Here is an 18,443-nt window from a genome sequence, read left to right on the forward strand (position 1 = left end):
AGAGAAAGCGCATGCAAGTCAGCCGACGTCAGGCCTGGATAATGGGATTATTGGTCGGATCGGTCAGCCATCCGGTGTGGGCGCAGGAGGCGACCTCCGCGATATTGCTGGAGCAGGGTCGCTATTGGCAGGCCCACGACAAGCCCGATCTGGCTGCACAGTCGTGGTCGAAACTGCTGGTCGCCGAACCGAATCAGCCCGAAGGCCTGTATGGTCTGGGCGTGATCGCGGTCGGTAAAAAGCAATTTCCGGTTGCCCAGGGCTATTTGAGCAAGCTGCGGGCGGTCGCGCCGAACAGCCGCTTCGTGCCGCTGCTGGAGCAGGATCTGCGTCTTGCGGTCGATCCCGGCAAGTCCCTCCTTGCAAAGGCGCGGCAACAGGCACAGGACGCCGTCAACCAGAACGATCTGAAGGCGCTGGCTGCCGCCATCGGCGTGTACGACCAGGCCCTCGGCGGGAAAACGCCGCAGGGCGTGATCGCGCGCGAGTATTACACCTACCTCGGTTATACGAACGGCGGCACGGATAAAGCGATTCAAGGGCTTGAGCGCTTGAACGGCGAGATGCCGAACGATCCGTATGTGCTGTTGCCGATGGCCCAGCACATGGTGCGTGACGAGAAGGATCGGGCGGCCGGTGTGGCCTTGCTGGAAAAGTTGTCGAGCCGCCAGGACATCGGCGGGGCGGCAACCGAAGCGTGGCGCTCGGTGTTGACGTGGGTGCCGCCAACACCGCAGAACCGGGCGTGGTTCGAGGACTATCTGAAGCTGCATCCCGATGACGAGGAGATTCGTCATCAGATGCTCTCGCCGCGGGCGAGTACCGGCAACGGACCGCCGGTGCCGGTGATGGATCCGCGCCTGACCCGTGGCTTCGCCGCGTTCAAGGCAGGCGATATCACCGTGGCCGAGCAGTCTTTCTCCGATGTCCTGCGTGATAAACCCAATAATGCCGACGCGCTCGGCGGCTTGGGGCTGGTGCGCATGCAGCAGGGCGATCTGGCGCAGGCGCAGGACCTGCTGTCGCGTGCGGCGGCACGTCCGGGCGCGGGCGCGAACTGGGCGAAGCCGTTGAACTCGGCCCGTTACTGGCTGTTGGTGAACCAGGCGGAAGGGGCGCAGAACCTCGGCGACTATGCGACGGCACGGCGCGAACTGGACGAGGCGTTGAAACTCGATCCGAACGAGCCGGGTGGACGCAATGCATCGGGCCGCCTGTATGCGGCGCAAGGCAATCTGAAGCAGGCGGAGACGGTGTTCCGTGGGGTGCTGGCGACGGATCCAAATAATCGCGAAGCCGTCAGCGGCTTGATCGATATCCTGGCGCAGACCGGACGCGCGGACGAGGCGCAGAAGTGGGTGGACAGCATGACGCCCGCCCAGCAAGCGGGTATCGGCGGCCTCGATCGGCTGCGTGCCGCGGTGGCCACGGCGCGTGCGGATGCCGCGCAACAGCGTGGCGACATGGCGGGTGCGCAGAAGATTCTGGAAGACGCGCAGCGGGCCGATCCCAACAATCCCTGGCTGCGCCTCGGACTCGCCCGCTTCAAGTTGCAGCAGGGCCATTCGGACGAAGCGCGACAGCTCGTCGATGGCTTGCTTGCCTCGAATCCCGACAACCCGGACGCCCTTTATGCCAGCGCATTGCTGGCTATGCAGATGGGCGATTGGAGCCGGGCGCAGGATACGATGGGGCGCATCCCGGCGGGATCGCGCACGCCGAACATGGTCGCCACGGCGCAGCTGATCGATTTCCAGGCCGTCGTCGCACGCGCCGATCAGACCGCGCGCGATGGCAATCAGGAGGATGCGCGCAATATGCTGGCGCGCCTCGAACCGGCGGCCGGCAAGGATCCGGCACGCGTCAGCGCGCTGGCCGAAGCGTATGTCGACGCTGGCGACTTGCCGCGCGCCATGCGTTTGATGAGGGGACTGATGCCCAGCGGCCTCAAGGACAGCGGCCCCGATGTGCAACTGGCCTACGCCAGCCTGATGCTGAAGGCCGGCCAGAATGTGCAGGCCGCCGACGCGATCCGCATCTTGCGCAGTGAAACGTTGACCGCCGACCAGCGGCAACGCCTCGACGACATCAATTATCTGTACTCGGTGCGTCTGGCCGATCAGCAACGCCAGCAAGGCGATCTGGCCGACGCGTACGACACCTTGGCGCCGATCCTCGCCGCGCGTCCGAACGACAGCCTCGCCAATGCAGCGCTGGCGCGGATGTATGCGGCGGACGGTCAATACGACAAGGCGCTGTCGCTGTATCAAAAAGCGCTCGCGAGTGACCCGGACAATCCGGGTCTGCAACTCGGGGTGGCGATGGCGGCGGTACAGGCTGGAAAGAACGGCGTGGCGGACGATGCGGTGAAAGCCGCCATTGCAAAGGCCCCGAACGATCCGGACGTGCTCGCGGGCGCGGCGCGCGTCTACGTGATGCAGGGCAAATTCAAGGAAGGGCAGACCCTCCTCGAATCCGCGATCGCCATCAAGGAAAAGCGTCTGGGCGTCCCGCCTGCCGGCTCGCCGGAGGCGCTTGCCGACAACCACGTCGCGGGCAATCCGTTCACGCATTCGCGCCGTGCCTACCGCCGCGTTGCCCCCGCCGGTGGGGCGCCGGATACGGCATTCGCCGGGCAGACGACGACCGACGACGGCTTCGCGATCGCCGATCGCGGCGACGCGCCGACGCCCGCCTCGGCGGCGGCGTCGTCGTCGGGTCGTTCTTGGTCGACGACGCGTCCGATCGCTTTGCCCTCGGTGGCGGGTACGCCGATCGGCGCGCCCATCGCGACCGACGCCGATGCGGCCAACGCCACGCCGGACGATGGCACATCGCTGGCCAGCATGCGTCGCGATCTGAACGATCTGCAGTCGGATCGTTCGCCGGAAATTCGTGCCGGCGTATTCGTGGAATCGAACAATGGCTCCCCGGGCACGAGCAAGTTGACCAATGTGCAAGAGCCGCTGGAAGGGCTGGTGCCGTTGGGTAACGGCAAGTTGTCAGTGCGTGTGACGCCGGTGGAGCTGAGCGGCTCGACGCTCGGCACCGACATCTACAGCGCCAGCCAGTTCGGCGGCGGTCCTGCCGCCACGCAAGCGCAGCAGGCGGGCACCGTGCGCGCGCCGAGTGCGCAGACGGCCTATGGCGTCGGAATCGGCTTCGGCTATGAGGCGCGAAACTGGGTGGCCGATCTCGGCACGACGCCGATCGGTTTCCGCTACAACAACGTCATCGGCGGCGCGACGTATCGTGCGGCGATCGATCCGGCTGCGGGCACCTGGTACAACGTCGGACTGTCACGTCGGGCGGTGACCGAGAGCATCACGTCTTTCGCCGGCTCGCACGATACGCGTACCGGCGAGACCTGGGGCGGTGTAACGTCGTCGGCCTTGCACGGCGCGATCGGCCTGGATGTTCAGGACTATGGCGTCTATGGTTATGGCTCGGTGAAATACCTCGACGGGCATAACGTCCGGAGCAATACCGGGGCCGAAGCCGGCGCCGGTGCGTACTGGTACTTCCATCGGACGGCCGATAGCATGCTGACGGCCGGGATGAATGTCAGCGGGATGTTCTACGATCATAACGAGAACAACTTCACGTTCGGCAACGGGGGCTACTTCAGTCCGCAAAGCTACTACGCCTTCAGCATTCCGGTGACGTGGGCGCAGCGTTCGGACCGTTGGACTTACAAGCTGCAAGGTTCGGCCGGCATTCAGTCCTTCCGTCAGGATAGCGCGCCGTACTTCCCGACGAACGCGGCCTTGCAAGCATCGGCTGTCGCGGCCGCGGCGGCAATCGGCCTCACCGACGGCGCGGTTCATGCGGGGCAGTCTTCGAGCGGCTTCAACTACAATCTGTTGGCGTCGGCGGAATATCGCTTTACGCATCGACTGACCGGCGGTGCCAGCGTGGGTGCCAACAATTCGTCGAGCTATAAGCAGTGGGTGGCGGGCATCTACGTGCGCTACAACTTCACGCCGCAGACGAAGGCGATGGCCCTGCCGCTGATTCCGTATCAGTCGCACTACAACGATCAGTAAGGAGCAGCAGGCGATCGGCGTTGCAGCGGATCGCACGCTGTTCGTATTTTCAGGAGTGGATGTTCCATGCTTGCTTCAGCTGTACTTGCGGGTCTTAGCATCGTGATGATTGGCGATAGCCACTTGAGCGAGCCCGGCTATCTCATCGACACCTTGCAGGACCAACTGATCGCCGCCGGCGCACAGGTACACACTTACAGCGTCTGCGGCAGCACGCCGGGCGATTGGGTGAAGTCCGTGGCCGGTACGTGTGGCGGCGCCGAGCGCAACGGCAAGGCGCCGATCGTCATCAATCATGCCGCAAAGACGCAACCGGTCGATCAGTTGATCGCGGCGAACAAGGCCAACCTGGTCATCATCGTCGAAGGCGATACGATCGGCGGCTATGGCAAGGACGATTTCCCGAAAACCTGGGCCTGGCAGCAAGTGACGGCGTTGACACAAAGCCTGGCGGCGAGCAAGACCAAGTGTGTGTGGGTCGGGCCGGTGTGGGGCACCGAGGGCGGCAAGTACCAGAAATCCTTCGGGCGCGTGAAGCTGCTGTCGTCCTTTCTGTCCGCCAATGTCGCGCCGTGTAGCTATATCGACTCGCTGACGTTCTCCAAGCCCGGCGAATGGGCGACCGTCGATGGTCAACATTTGACGACCACCGGTTACAAATACTGGGGCGGCGATATCATGAAGGCACTGGTCAAGCTGCCGGTCGTTCAAAGCAAATAAATTCGATTTCCGGCCATACCGGATCAGGAGTGTGTCGTGCCCGCTGCAGCATCCGCCCTTTTGGGACTTTCCATTCTGGTTATCGGCGAAAGCCATCTGACACTGAACGATCACCTTCGCGAACCGTTGATCAAAGCGTTGCAGGCCGAAGGGGCCGCGCACGTGCATGTGATCGGCGCCTGTGGCGCGAGCCCGGCGCGCTGGCTCAAGAGCACGCAAGTGGACTGTGGCGCGGATCAGGTCGACAACAAGCCGCCGACGGTGCTCGGGAAAGAAGCGCATACGACGCCGATCACAGACCTGATCAAGACCGATAAGCCGGATCTGGTCGTTGTCATCGAAGGCGACACGATGGGTTCCTATGACAAGCCGGTGTTCCCGAAGACTTGGGCCTGGCAGGAAGTCACGAGCCTGACGAAGGCGATCTCGGATACGCACACGGCCTGCGTCTGGGTGGGTCCGGGCTGGGGCAATAATGCCGGGCAGTTTGCGAAGACCGACGCGCGGGTGCGTGAGCTTTCCGCTTTCCTCGGGAACAATGTCGCGCCGTGCTCGTATATCGATTCGACGGCCTTTGCAAAGCCGGGACAGTGGCAGACGCTGGACGGCGAGCACTACACCACGCTCGGCTACATTTCCTGGGGCAAGGACATCGTCAAGGCCATGAATCAGGCGCCCACCGTTACTGCTCTGAAAAAGAAATGACACTACGCTTTCCTCGTGTGCTGCTGTCCTGCCTTGCTCTGTCGAGCCTGGGTCTTGCCGCCTTCCCGGCCGTTGCAGCGGATATTCCGCTGTATCCCACCGGCCCGGCCGAAGATTCGTCCTTCGTCCGCTTCGTCTCTGGCGCCTCGCAGACGGTGGACGTGACGGCTTCCGGTTCGAAGGCGCGTTTGACGCTTGACGCCGCCAACCCGGCCAGCCATTTCCTGCCGATCGCCGCGGGCAAGCCGATCACCGGCACGCTGACGAGCGGTAGCGCGCATCAGGACGTCTCGGCGACCGTGAAGCCCGGTGAGTTCGTCAGCATCGTCGCCCTCGACGGTGCAAAAAGCGGCGCCGGTCTGCATGTCGTGACGGTTCATGAAAGTCCGGACGACTTCAACGCGTTGAAAGCCTCGGTGGCGCTGTACAACCTGGACGCGCGCTGCACCGCGGCCACGCTGAAAGTGGCGGGGCGCGATATCGTGCTGCTCGACGGCGTGACGGAGGGACAGAGCAAGCGCCGTCAGGTGAACCCGGTGTCGCTGTCGGTGCAACTGACGTGCGGCGGCCAGCCGTCCGGGCAGCCCCTCAGCTTGGGCGCGCTCCAGGCCGGGCAGCGCTACACGGTGTTCCTGGTGCCGTCCGGCGCGCATTCGCGCGTGTTTTTCGCCAACGACGCGGTCGCCCATTAAGCGCGTTTTCGCCCCTTTCGATTGAGAACGCTGCATGGTTTTCGCGTCCCTGGAATTCCTGACGCTGTTTCTGCCGGCCTTCCTCGCGATATATGTCGCGTCGCCCGCGCGCTGGCGCAATGGCGTGCTGCTATTTTGCAGTTGGGGCTTCTACGGCTGGTGGAGCCCAGTGTTCCTGTTGTTGTTCATCGCGCTGACGGCCTGGGGCTGGTTCGGCGGCATCGTGATCGAGCGGGCCGCCAGCAGCCGCGCGCGCGGCGCCTGGCTGGCGTTCTTTATCGCCGTGAACGTCCTGCTGCTGTGCTGGTACAAGTACGCCAATATCGTCGTTGCGAGCATCGACAGCGCGTTGGCGCTGGGGCATGCCCGATCGATTCCCTGGCACCACGTCACGCTGCCGATCGGACTGTCCTTTATCGTGCTGCAATCGATCTCTTATCTGATCGACGTGCAACGCGGCACGGTACCGGCCGACCGTAGCATCATTCGATACGGTGCCTACCAGGGCATGTTCGTGCACTTGATCGCCGGGCCGATCATCCGCTATGCCTGGGTCAAGCGTGAACTGGTCTCGCGCACGGTCGACTGGGATGGATTCAGCGCCGGCGCACGTCGGCTGATGATCGGCATGAGCATGAAGGTGCTGGTGGCCGACACGCTATCGCCGCTCGTCGATGCGATCTTTTCGATGCATACGCCGTCGATGGCCGATGCCTGGCTCGGCTGTGGCTTCTACACCTTGCAGTTGTTTTTCGACTTTGCCGGATACAGCGCGATGGCCATCGGTCTAGGCCAGATGCTGGGTTTTCGTTTCCCGGAAAACTTCAATCATCCTTATCTGGCCAGCAGCATTCAGGATTTTTGGCGGCGCTGGCATCTGTCGCTGTCGAGTTGGATTCGCGATTACCTCTACATTCCGCTAGGTGGCAGTCGCCAGGGCGAATGGATGGCGTGTCGGAATCTGCTGCTGACGATGTCGATCGCCGGCCTCTGGCATGGCGGCGATAGTTGGAACTTCCTGATCTGGGGTTTCGCGCATGGCGTGGCATTGGCGCTCGCACGGCTCTGGCGCAACTCGACGCTGCCGACGATGCCGTCCTGGCTGTCGCATATCCTGACCTTGCTTTTCGTCATGCTGGCCTGGACGCTGTTTCGCGCGGTGGGCTTCGATGCGGCCATGGCGATGTATCGCGGACAGTTCGGTTTGAACGGCATCGGCTTGAGCGATGCCCTGCGGGTGCAGTTGCGGCCGGCGCACGCGCTGGCGGCGGGCTTGGGCATCGTCTGCGTGCTGCTGCCCTTGTGGCAAGCCAAATGGGGCCGCTTACCCGAGACGCGCTTTGGTCGCCTGTGGCAGGCCATCTGGCCGCTGGCGGGGTTCCTGCTGTCCTTCGGCCTGATCGTCGCCCGTGGTGCCGTGCCTTTCCTCTATTTTCAGTTCTGATACGCCATGGCCGATCCCCAGCCGCTGCCGCAACTGCCCGCCACGCGTCCCGGCAAGGTCGTCGCCGTGATCCTGATGGGTTTGCTGTTTGTCGGACTGATCAGCAATATCTGGTTTGCATCGACGACCGGATCCTTGCTGCCGCAGCGCGTCACGCGCGCGAGCGTGCTCGATGGCACCGTCTCGAAAGAACTCGCGGGACGAATGGCCGATACGCCAGTCGGCCTCTTTGCCGCGCGCACGCAGCGTGCGCTGGGCTGGCTGACGATCCGCGATCTGGGGCCACGCGTACGGCAAGGCTGTCCGGGCTGGCTGTTCCTGCGCGATGAGTTGAATGTCTATGCCGACGCCGATCGGCATCTGGCGACGCGTGCGGCCACGGTCGTCGCCGTCCGCGAGGCATTGGAGGCGAGGGGCATCGCCTTGCTCGTCGCGGTCGTGCCGGACAAATCGCGTATCGAGCCGCAACATCTATGCGGCCTCGATCGGCCGGCGTCGCTGGCGCCACGTCTCGGCGACTGGACCCGACAACTGAATTCGGCGGGCGTGCCGGTGCTGGATCTGAGCGCTGCCTTGCGTGGCGTGCCGGGCGATGCGTTTTTCCGCACCGACACGCATTGGACACAGGACGGCGCGGGCGCGGCCGCGCAGGCGGTGGCGCGGCGCATTCGCACGATGGATGTGACGTTGGGCGCGAGCAAGCCCGGTTATCGTGTCGTCGATGCGCCGCCGGCACGTCGCCCGGGCGATCTTGTTCGACTGGCGGGGCTGGAGGAGTTGCCGCCGTCGTGGCAGCCGACGCCCGAGATCGTGGCGAGTCGTCAGTACATTCATGAAGCGCAGGCGGCTGCGTCCGCCGACGATCTGTTCGGCGATACCGACTTGCCCGATGTCGCGGTAATCGGTACGTCGTATTCGACCACCTCCGACTTCGTGCCGCAGATGGCCTTGGCACTCGGGACCGGCATCGGCAATTTCGCCCATGAAGGCGCGAAGTTCGGCGGTGCCGCGCATACGTATTTCGCCAGCCCGGCATTTGCGCAGACGCCGCCAAAACTGGTAGTGTGGGAATTGGACGAACGGGATCTTCAGTCACCGCTCGAAGCGGAGGATGCCGTTGTCGTGCCGCACCGCGGCGCCCCCGATACACGGACTCCGAATGCCCAGACCCCTTCGCCTTGACCGTTGTTTCGTATTGGCGCTGTTGACCGGCGCGGCCATTTTGCCAGGCGCCGCGCCGGCGTGGGCGGCACCGCTGCCGGTGATCATCACGATCGATGCGGCAAGCAATCGCCATCCGATCAGTCCCTTGATCTACGGATTGAATTTCGCGACGGCGGACACGCTCCGCGATTTACGTGCGCCGATCAATCGCTCGGGCGGCAACAGCGCCTCGACGTATAACTGGCGGATCGAAGCGCGCAACACGGGGCGCGATTGGTTTTTCGAAAGCGTGCCGATCGCGTCGGACGACCGCTATCAATACAACAGCCGCTTCGTCGAAACGAGCCGAGACGGCAAAGCCCTCTCGATGCTGACCATTCCGATGTTGGGTCGCGTGGCGAAGCTGGATAAGGACGGCAACCCGCTGGTCAGTTTTTCCGTCTCGAAATACGGCAAGCAGAAAGAGGCCGACACGCAGGGCCTCGCGGATGCGGGCGACGGGATCGCGGCGGACGGCACGGCGATCCAGAACGACCCGGACGATGCCTCGGTGCCGGATTCCCCGGAAAACGCGCAAGCGCGCGTCAGGGATCTGGTGCGCCAATTCGGTACGGCGGGCGCCGGTGGGGTCCGCTACTACCTGATGGATAACGAGCCAAGCCTGTGGCAAACCAACCATCGGGATGTCCATCCGGAAGGGGCCCGCGCGAGCGAGATCGCGAACAAGGTCATTGCCTACGCCCGTGCGGTGAAGGCCGTGGATCCGTCCGCCCGCATCGTGGCGCCGGAGGAGTGGGGGTGGGCCGGTTATCACCTAAGCGGCTATGACCAGCAATACGGTGCCGCGCATGGTTTAGCGCACTTGCCCGACCGCGACGACGAGATGGCAGGCATGGACTACGTTCCCTGGCTGTTACGTCAGTGGAAGCAGGCGGGCCATCCCATCGATGTGTTCAGCTTGCATTTCTACCCGCAAGGCGGCGAATTCAAAGAAGACAAGGATCCCAAAAACGCCGATACGCCGGCGATCGAATTGAGCCGCAATCGCTCGACCCGTGTTTTGTGGGATACGAGCTACAAGGATCCTTCGTGGATCAACAGCGTGGTGGCACTGATACCGCTGATGCGCCAATGGGTCGATACGTATTACTACCCCGGTACACCGATCGCGCTGACCGAATACAACTGGGGCGGCGATACGACGATGAACGGCGCGACCGCCCAGGCGGATGTGCTGGGAATTTTCGGCCGCGAGGGATTGGACATCGCTACGCGCTGGGGCACGATGACGCCGGATATGCCTGTCTACAAGGCATTTAAATTGTTTCGGAACTACGATGGTTACGGCTCGGGTTTCGGGACGACCAGCATTGCCGACATTCAGCACGATCCGGATCAGGTGTCCTCGTTCGCGGCCTTGCGCGATCGCGACCGAGTCATGACCATCGTGGTCATCAACAAGCAACGCGACCAGCCGGCGGAAGCCTTGATCCCGATCAGCCACTTCGCCATCAAAGGCCGCGTGGAGGTTTGGCAACTGGCGGACAATGCGATTTCGCGTCTCGACGACATCGGCGCGGCGAATGCGCAAATTCAACACACCCTTCCGGCGCAGAGTGTGACGCTGTTCGTACTGCGTGGTGCGGCTCAGCGATGAAAAGGCGCGCATTACGGTAAGGACTCTCTCAATATGAAAGCCAGCAGAACCATCAGCACGGTCGAAGTGCATACCGGCGGCGAGCCGTTTCGTATCGTCACCAGCGGCTTGCCGCGTCTCCCGGGAAAAACCATCGTTCAGCGTCGGGCCTGGCTCAAGGAACATGCCGACGAGATACGTCGGGCCCTGATGTTCGAACCCCGCGGGCACGCCGATATGTATGGGGGATATCTGACGGAGCCGGTGCCGAACGAAGCCGACTTCGGCGTGATTTTCTTGCACAACGAAGGCTATAGCGATCATTGCGGTCACGGCGTGATCGCATTGGCGACGGCCGCCGTCGAACTCGGATGGGTGCAGAGGACGGTGCCGGAGACGCGGGTGGGTATCGATGCGCCGTGCGGCTTTATCGAGGCGTTCGTGAAGTGGATCGTTCACCCACAGGCTCGGGAACAGGCGGTCGCGTCGCGCAGCTCTATCAGCGTGGTGAAATCGCACTCGGCGAAACGATCGTCAACGAATCGATCGTCGGAACGGCTTTCAAGGGCAGGGCGCTGCGCGAAACGCGCGTCAACGACATCCCGGCGGTGATTCCGGAAGTCGAGGGCAGCGCGTTTATCTGCGGCTTTGCGCAATGGATCATCGACGAGCGCGATCCTTTGGCCTATGGCTTCCTCGTGCGTTGATCGGAACGCTGGCGACGTTGCGCGATCGCGAGGTGGTGAATCGCGATCGCATCGTCAGACGCCGGCTTTCTCGAGCTTGTTTTCCGCTACCGTGCGATCCCGCTCGCGGTCGTAGACGCCTTTCTCGATCGGCTCCGCATCGCGCTCGCCCAAATGGTCCATGGGAATACGATAGGTTTCGCGCGCGCTCCAACACGCGATTGCCGAGAGAATGGTGATCCCAAGCGTGATGCCGCCGACTGTCAGCGGAATATTGTTCGATCCCGGTGGCGCGACGGAGGCGAACAGCGCCGGCAACAACGCGCTGATCAAAGTGCCGATGTTCTGACCGATTGCCATCGCCGACACGCGTGCGCGCGTGGGAAACAATTCCGGAAAGAAACTCGGGAAGATGGCGTTATAGCCTTGATACACGATGCCCCACATCAAGACGGACATTAAAAAGGCGAGCGGCACGCTGTGGATACTGATCGCGTACAGATAGCCGATCGACAGGACGCCGGCCGCCACGGACCCGACTGCCATCGGCAGACGTCGGCCAATGCGATCGGACAGATTGCCGACGTAGGGAATCAGTAGCACGGCGACGATGTTGCCGATGACCGGAATCCACAGATAGACGCTCTTGTGGAAGCCGATGCCGTAAGAGGTCTGCACCGCATACGCTGCGCCAAAGATCGTCGCCACGACGGGAATGACGTTCATCAGCGCCATGACCACCACGCGCAGCATATCGGCCCAGCTGTGCTTGAATGCTTCTTTGATGGGCGATTTCGTCAACTGATTCGTCGCGATTTGCTTGGCGAACGCCGGCGTTTCATCCACTTCCTTTCGAATGAAGTAGCCGGCGATCAGCACGGCTGCCGACAGCAAGAACGGAATCCGCCATCCCCAGGCGTTGAATGACGCGTCGTCCATGAAGTAGGCCAGCGGCAGAAACACGGCCGCGGCAAGCAGTTGTCCGGCTTGCACGCCTTGCAGCGTAAAGCTCGAATAATAGCCACGGCGTCCGAAGGGGGCGTGTTCGAGAATCATCGAACTCGCGCCGGATATCTCGCCGGCCACGGCAAAGCCCTGCGCCAATCGCACGATCACCAGCAGGATCGGCGCCAAGACACCGACCTGGTGATAGGTCGGCAGTATGCCGACCGCCATCGTGGAGATACCCATGATGAGCATGCAGATCAGCAGCACATTCTTCCGGCCATACCGGTCGCCCCAATGGCCGAGGAAGAAGCCGCCGATCGGCCGGGCGACGTAGCCGACGCCATAGGTGGCGAGCGATGCGACGATGGCGGCTTTCGGATCGCTGGACGGGAAGAATAGCTGCGGAAAAACGAGCGCCGCGGCCTGCGCGTAAATGAAAAAGTCGTAGTACTCGAGCGCCGAGCCGATCCATCCGCTGGCCGTCGCGCGCTTTGTTTGTTTTCGGCTGTGTGCGTCCCGGCCTGCGCCCTCGTCCGGGGCGTGTCTAATATCGTTCGGCATGCTGTCTCCTGATGATTGCGCCGTTCCAAAGCGGCTCTGGTCGGCCGCTTTTTTATTACTTTATCTCTTCTGCAGCATCGTGTTTCAGAATTTCGCTCGCGCGACGCCCCCGAGGTTGATACGGGGTTGATACCAGCTTGATATTGACATAGCTTCGGATTTTGTGGAATAGTATTCCACATAAGTTGAAAGCAGAATCGGCTCGGTGTTTACCCCGCATGACCTTGCCATATCGAGGAGACAGTGATGGATAAAACATCACGAACGAACGCTGCCGACGGTGCAGTGAGCGGTTCGCATCGTATGGAATGCGACCTGCTGGTAATCGGTTCCGGCGCGGCAGGGCTTTCCGCCGCGGTGACGGCTGCGTGGCATGGCTTGAAAGTCATCGTCGTGGAAAAGGAGCGCGTATTCGGCGGCGCCACATCTTGGTCGGGTGGCTGGATGTGGGTACCGGGCAATCCGCTCGCCAAACGTGCCGGCATCGAAGAGGATCCGAAGCAGCCTCGGGAATATCTCAAAAACGAATTGCAAGGCCGCTACGACGCGGCGCGTATTGATGCCTTTCTGGACAATGCCGGTCCGATGGTGGCGTTTTTCGAGAAGAATACGTCCCTGCAATTTGCCGAAGGGAATGGCATCCCGGATGTCCATGGCCGTGTGCCCGGTGCTGCGACGCAGGGCCATCAGGTCATCGCGGCACCTTACGACGGGCGTGACGCCGGCCCGCTGCTGCGACGCTTGCGCAGAACGATGCGCGAAACCGCGTTTATGGGCATGCCTATCATGGCCGGTAGCGATCTCGCCGCCTTTCTCGGTATGACGCGTTCGTTCAAGGCGTTTCTGCATGTGAGCAAGCGATTTTCCCGTCATCTGCTCGACTTGGCCGTGCATGGACGCGCGATGCAATTGGTCAATGGGGTGGCCTTGACCGCCCGGCTGGCGAAATCGGCCGTGGACCTTGGTGTCACCTTGATCGAGTCGGCGCCGGCCCAACGCTTATTGCTTGCCGGCAACGGTGTTCGGGGCGCGATCGTGTCGTCGCCACGCGGCAATATCGAGATACAGGCGTCGAAAGGCGTCATGTTGGCGACCGGCGGATTCCCGAACGATATCGATCGACGAAAAGCGCTGTTCCCCCGTACGCCCACCGGCTTGGAGCATTTGGCCTTGCCGCCCGCGGCGTGTTCGGGGGACGGCATTACCCTGGGCGAAGCCGTCGGCGCGCACTTTCAAACCGACGTTGCCTCGGCTGCGGCCTGGGCTCCTGTCTCAAAAGTGTTGCACTCGGATGGCAGTATCGGGCATTTCCCGCACATTATCGATCGCGGCAAACCCGGGGTGATCGGGGTGCTGTCGACCGGCAAACGTTTCGTCAACGAAGCCGACGGTTATTACGATTATGGCGCTGCCATGGTTGCCGCGGCGCCGGCGGGAGAGGAGGTAGCATCGTGGTTGATCTGCGATCACACCTTCCAGCGTCGATACGGGTTGGGATTTGCCAAGCCCTTTCCGGTGTCGGTCAGGTCATTGCTGAAAAACGGCTATCTGAAACGGGGCGATTCCATTCGGGCGCTTGCCGAAGCGTGCGGGATCGCATCGGAGGCACTGGTGGCGACCGTGGCCGAATACAACGAATATGCGCGCCAGGGCGAGGACCCTTTATGGGGACGCGGGAGCACGCCGTATAACCGAAAGAACGGCGATCCACTGCATCCCGGAAAGAACCCCTGCATTGCGCCTATCGAAAACGGCCCGTTTTACGCCGTCAAGGTGTTGCCCGGGAGTTTTGGCACGTTCGCCGGATTGAAAACCAATCGCCATGCGCAAGTGCTCGATCAGGCAGACGCGCCTATTTCGGGACTGTATGCCGCCGGCGCCGACATGGTGAGCATCTTCGGCGGGTTTTATCCGTCGGGGGGCATCAACTTGGGGCCGGCAATGACATTCGGCTATATCGCCGCACGGCATGCGGCGGGGCTGATATCGTCCGCCGATGAGGACCTTCCGCGACAGTCGACGCGACGTGCGCAGAGCATGCCGGAAGTCGAAGCCAGTTACTGAAACACTTATGGCTCTCCGCGCAGGCGGATCGCCTCTCGATACTTGACGAGGACCATCATGACGTCGAATACGCAACGCCCATTGTCTCTTTCTGCATTGACCGTGCTGGAGTTGACGCCGCCGCAGATGGTGGATTGTGCGGCAAAGGCGGGCTATCAATATGTGGGCTTGCGACTGGCGCCAGCCACCGATACCGAAGTGCATCACCATTTTATCGCCGATACGCCCTTGCGACGCGAGACCTTGGCGCGCGTGCGCGATAACGACATTGGCGTATTGGATATCGAGATCTTGCGATTAAAGCCCGAAACGCATGTCGCCGACTTCGAATCGTTTTTTGCTGCCGGTGCGTTGTTCGGTGCGCAGTTCGCGCTGGTTGCGGGTAATGATCCCGATGCGTCCCGCACAGCCGATCACTTGGCGCAGGTGGCGGAGCTGGCGGGCCAATACGGCATTCGCCCGTGCATCGAGCCGATGCCATGGACCGATGTGAAAAGCGTCAGCCAGGGCGGCCGGATCGTGGCAGCGTCGAAGACTAAGAACACGGGCTTGATCGTCGATCCGATTCACTTCGATCGCGCCGGATCGACACTGGACGATCTGGCAGCCCTGCCTGCCGATTACTTTCACTACCTGCAACTATGCGATGCACCAGCGGCGCGGCCGGACGATCTTGAGACGATATTATTTCAGGCACGCGCTGAGCGAATGATTCCGGGTGAGGGCGGGCTCGACCTCGCGGGAATATTGCGGGCGCTGCCGCCGACGATCCCGATCGGTCTGGAGGTGCCGATGGTCGAATGGGCCAAGACGGCCGATGCGCTCGAACGCGCCACGCGTTTGTATGACGCGACGCGGAAACTGTTGGCGCAAGTGTATTAGATCGTGCCGAGCCGGGCCATGCTGTTCTCGTACGCGTTTCGCGCCTGCCGCCGAGGGGCTTCGCTAGGATTGCCCTTATGCCGAGTGTTGTACTTGAATTCCAAGGTGGAATTATGTTTTCATTTGGCATCGAAAACGACAGGAAGCAGCTATGGCAGGCAATCTCGAGCGCGCGATGTCGATCATCGAACTGCTGGCCCGCCAGGGCGACAGCATGCAATTGGCCGCCATCGCGGATACGTTGGACATCCCCCGGAGTGCAACGCATCGCGTGCTGTCCGAGCTCCGGGACGAGGGCTATGTGCGGCAAGACCCCCGCGGAGAATATCTGCTCTCCTTGAAAATGGTCTCGCTGGGCTTGATCTGGCTGTCGACGGCCGGCGTGATCGATATTTCTCGGCCGATCCTGGATAAGCTCGCCGAGGTCTCCGGGGAACTCGCGCGCCTGGGCATCGTAGAGGGAAGTCAGATTACGTTTGTCGGTAAGTCGCAAGGTGCGAAGTCCGGATTGCGTTATGACCCGGACATGGGGAGCCAGCCTCCCTTGCATTGCACGGCCAGCGGCCAAGCCTGGCTATCGACGCTGAGCGATGAGGATGCGCTGGCGCTCGTCTCGCGCCAAGGCGGTATCGGCAAGGGCGTATCCGGAACGCCCAAGGCGCCGAAGACCATCCAGCAGTTTTTAAGCGATCTGACACGTGCGCGTAAAGCCGGTTACGGCTATGCGTCCGATACTTATGAGGCGGGAATGACGGCCATCGCTGCGCCGATCAAACATCCGGTGAGCCATATCACCGTCGGGATCGTCAGTCTGGCCGGGCCGACGAGTCGTCTGCCCGATGCGCGTGTCAAGGAGTTGGTGCCGGCCTTGCTCGAAGCCGCCAGCAATATGAGCGCTGCAGCGGTCAGCTCACCCTATTTCGACCGCAGCGTTGCCGTCGAGTCAAACGAGGAGACGCTCTCTGCCTCCGTGCTGACGACGCCAGTCGCGGTCCGCAAGCGGGGGCGCCCGCGAATCATCTGAACGCGTTGCACTAGCGCCAACTAGAAAATCGGAACATAATTCCAAAATAAATAATTGTTCCGGTTTTTCGGACTTGGCATGGCTTCGGTCTAAAAGGTGCGTCTCCCCCGGGATCTTCGAAATCGTATGGAGGAAGACAAGGTGGACGCACAAAGCAAAAAACGCAGGGTCGCGATCGTGACCGGTGGCGCACGCGGGCTTGGAGACGGCATCGCGCGGCGCTTGGCACAAGACGGTTTTGAACTTGTGTTATGGGATATCAGTTTTGACGAGGATCACAGCGCGGATCGGGGCTTTACGCCACTGCTGCAGCAGAAGGTGAATGTCGCCGATCTCGCATCGGTGATGCAGGCATTCGAGGCGCTGAGTCGGCAGGTGGAAAGCGTCGAAGTGTTGGTGAACAACGCCGGTATCAACGGTCCGATTTACCCGGCTGCCGACTATCCTGTCGATCAATGGCAACGGGTGCTCGATATCAATTTGAACGGCGTATTTCATTGCTGTCGTGCGCTTATTCCCCATATGACTGCGCGCGGATATGGACGGATCGTCAATATCGCCTCTATATCCGGGAAGGAAGGGAATCCGGGAAACAGCGCCTATGCGGCGGCGAAAGGCGGGGTCATCGCATTGACGAAGTCCATCGCGAAGGAATTAGCCACCACCGGCATTACGATAAATTGCATCGCCCCAACGATGGCCGAAACCGATCTGATGAAACAAATGACGCCCGAGTTCATTGCTTCTATCAAAGCGAAGATTCCCATGGGCCGTTTTGTGAAGATCGATGAAGTGGCCGCAATGGCGGCTTGGATCGCCAGTCCGGATTGCAGTTTCACGACCGGCTTTACGTTCGATATCACCGGCGGACGCGCGACGTATTAAGCGAGATTGCTCCAGCTCTTAGCTCTTTGCTCCAGCTTTCAACGTTCGGCTTTCGGTGCCACACAGCGAGAACACGCGCCGACACGGGAGACGGTGTCGCAACCTATAATCAATCACAGTCGAACCGATGTGCGCATCGGAGCGATCGTGGATGGCCAGGCTGCTACACCTTATTCGGGAGACAGATATGCAAGTGGAGCTGAACGGTCGCGTCGCGATCATCACGGGGGGAAGCAAAGGAATCGGCCGTGCCATCGGTGCGCGACTGGTGGCGTGCGGTGCCGATGTCGCCTTGGTCGCGCGCGATCCGGGTGTCCTCGCGGAGGCGAAGCAGGCGCTGTCGGGATTGGGGAAAGGGCGTGTCGAGACCTTTTCGTGCGACGTGATGCAGGCCGATGCCATCTCGAAAACGTACGACGACGTGATGCGGACCTTCGGGCGTGTCGATATCGTGGTGAATAACGCGGGGGCTTCGCAGACGGGGGACTTTCTTTCGGTGACCGACGCCATCTGGCAGGCCGACCTCGATTTGAAGCTGTTTGCGGCGATTCGTCTGACCCGTCTGGCATGGCCGCAGATGCAGGCGCGACGCTGGGGGCGCGTCATCAATGTGCTAAATATCGGCGCAAAGGCGCCCAAGGCCGCGTCGGCCCCGACGTCGGTCTCCCGTGCGGCGGGAATGGCATTGACGAAGGTACTGGCGGGCGAGGGCGCGCCGCATAACATCTTGGTGAACGCATTGCATGTCGGGCTGATCGAAAGCGATCAGTGTGCGCGTAAATTCGAGAAATCCGGCGAAAGCGACTACGCCGCGTTCCTGGCCAAGATGGGCGACAACGTCCCGCTCGGGCGGATAGGAAGCGCCGAAGAATTCGCTAATGTGGCATGCTTTCTCGCATCCGATCTGGCGAGTTATGTCACAGGCACCTCGATCAATATCGACGGCAATATGTCGCCTGTGATGTAAGCCGACCCGGCGCTTTACA

The 18,443-nt window shown here is 61.8% G+C and carries 13 protein-coding genes and 1 pseudogene; 13 read left to right on the forward strand and 1 reads right to left on the reverse strand.

Annotated features, from left to right (window positions below; all coding sequences use genetic code 11):
* The first annotated feature begins 11 nt into the window (after nucleotides 1-11).
* From ABEG21_RS20560 to ABEG21_RS20595, 8 genes and pseudogenes are all read left to right on the forward strand, one after another.
* On the forward strand, nucleotides 12-4,046 hold the full coding sequence (locus tag ABEG21_RS20560; protein ID WP_347557275.1) for a cellulose synthase subunit BcsC-related outer membrane protein: 4,035 nt from the start codon (nucleotides 12-14) through the stop codon (nucleotides 4,044-4,046).
* 66 nt (nucleotides 4,047-4,112) lie between these two features.
* The gene (locus ABEG21_RS20565) at nucleotides 4,113-4,766 is read left to right on the forward strand and encodes an SGNH/GDSL hydrolase family protein (RefSeq protein ID WP_347557276.1); all 654 of its coding nucleotides are present in this window, start codon (nucleotides 4,113-4,115) and stop codon (nucleotides 4,764-4,766) included.
* Nucleotides 4,767-4,802: 36 nt separating this feature from the next.
* Nucleotides 4,803-5,471 (forward strand): SGNH/GDSL hydrolase family protein, encoded by a 669-nt coding sequence (locus ABEG21_RS20570; protein ID WP_347557277.1) that lies wholly within the window; start codon nucleotides 4,803-4,805, stop codon nucleotides 5,469-5,471.
* Nucleotides 5,468-6,163 carry an alginate O-acetyltransferase AlgF gene (locus tag ABEG21_RS20575; protein ID WP_347557278.1) on the forward strand — a complete coding sequence of 232 codons (696 nt, stop codon included), beginning with the start codon at nucleotides 5,468-5,470 and terminating at the stop codon, nucleotides 6,161-6,163. The genes ABEG21_RS20570 and ABEG21_RS20575 overlap by 4 nt, the downstream gene beginning before the upstream one ends.
* A 34-nt stretch (nucleotides 6,164-6,197) precedes the next feature.
* Nucleotides 6,198-7,607 (forward strand): MBOAT family O-acyltransferase, encoded by a 1,410-nt coding sequence (locus ABEG21_RS20580; protein WP_347557279.1) that lies wholly within the window; start codon nucleotides 6,198-6,200, stop codon nucleotides 7,605-7,607.
* Nucleotides 7,608-7,613: 6 nt separating this feature from the next.
* Nucleotides 7,614-8,789, forward strand: coding sequence for a cell division protein FtsQ (locus tag ABEG21_RS20585; RefSeq protein WP_347557280.1), 1,176 nt, complete (start codon nucleotides 7,614-7,616; stop codon nucleotides 8,787-8,789).
* Complete coding sequence (locus tag ABEG21_RS20590) at nucleotides 8,767-10,428, forward strand: glycoside hydrolase family 44 protein (RefSeq protein ID WP_347557281.1); 1,662 nt, start codon at nucleotides 8,767-8,769, stop codon at nucleotides 10,426-10,428. Before ABEG21_RS20585 ends, ABEG21_RS20590 begins: the two co-directional genes overlap by 23 nt.
* 33 nt (nucleotides 10,429-10,461) lie before the next feature.
* A pseudogene (locus ABEG21_RS20595) lies at nucleotides 10,462-11,114 on the forward strand (proline racemase family protein).
* Between the two features lie 54 nt (nucleotides 11,115-11,168).
* Here ABEG21_RS20595 and ABEG21_RS20600 read toward each other — a convergent pair.
* Complete coding sequence (locus tag ABEG21_RS20600) at nucleotides 11,169-12,602, reverse strand: MFS transporter (RefSeq protein ID WP_347557282.1); 1,434 nt, start codon at nucleotides 12,600-12,602, stop codon at nucleotides 11,169-11,171.
* Nucleotides 12,603-12,848: 246 nt separating this feature from the next.
* Between ABEG21_RS20600 and ABEG21_RS20605 the strand changes: the two genes are divergently transcribed.
* The 5 genes from ABEG21_RS20605 (at nucleotide 12,849) to ABEG21_RS20625 (ending at nucleotide 18,424) form a co-directional block, all read left to right on the forward strand.
* Nucleotides 12,849-14,666 (forward strand): FAD-dependent oxidoreductase, encoded by a 1,818-nt coding sequence (locus ABEG21_RS20605; protein ID WP_347557283.1) that lies wholly within the window; start codon nucleotides 12,849-12,851, stop codon nucleotides 14,664-14,666.
* A 57-nt stretch (nucleotides 14,667-14,723) separates the two neighbouring features.
* A complete protein-coding gene (locus ABEG21_RS20610) occupies nucleotides 14,724-15,548 on the forward strand; it encodes a sugar phosphate isomerase/epimerase (protein WP_347557284.1) in 825 nt (274 codons plus the stop codon).
* Nucleotides 15,549-15,699: 151 nt separating this feature from the next.
* Nucleotides 15,700-16,572: an IclR family transcriptional regulator gene (locus ABEG21_RS20615; protein WP_347557285.1), complete on the forward strand. Its 873-nt coding sequence runs from the start codon at nucleotides 15,700-15,702 to the stop codon at nucleotides 16,570-16,572.
* 126 nt (nucleotides 16,573-16,698) lie between these two features.
* The gene (locus ABEG21_RS20620; RefSeq protein WP_347557286.1) at nucleotides 16,699-17,457 is read left to right on the forward strand and encodes an SDR family NAD(P)-dependent oxidoreductase; all 759 of its coding nucleotides are present in this window, start codon (nucleotides 16,699-16,701) and stop codon (nucleotides 17,455-17,457) included.
* Between the two features lie 187 nt (nucleotides 17,458-17,644).
* The gene (locus tag ABEG21_RS20625) at nucleotides 17,645-18,424 is read left to right on the forward strand and encodes an SDR family oxidoreductase (protein WP_347557287.1); all 780 of its coding nucleotides are present in this window, start codon (nucleotides 17,645-17,647) and stop codon (nucleotides 18,422-18,424) included.
* Nucleotides 18,425-18,443 lie beyond the last annotated feature (19 nt).

This window comes from Robbsia sp. KACC 23696 (assembly GCF_039852015.1).
In the GTDB taxonomy this organism is placed as follows: domain Bacteria; phylum Pseudomonadota; class Gammaproteobacteria; order Burkholderiales; family Burkholderiaceae; genus Robbsia.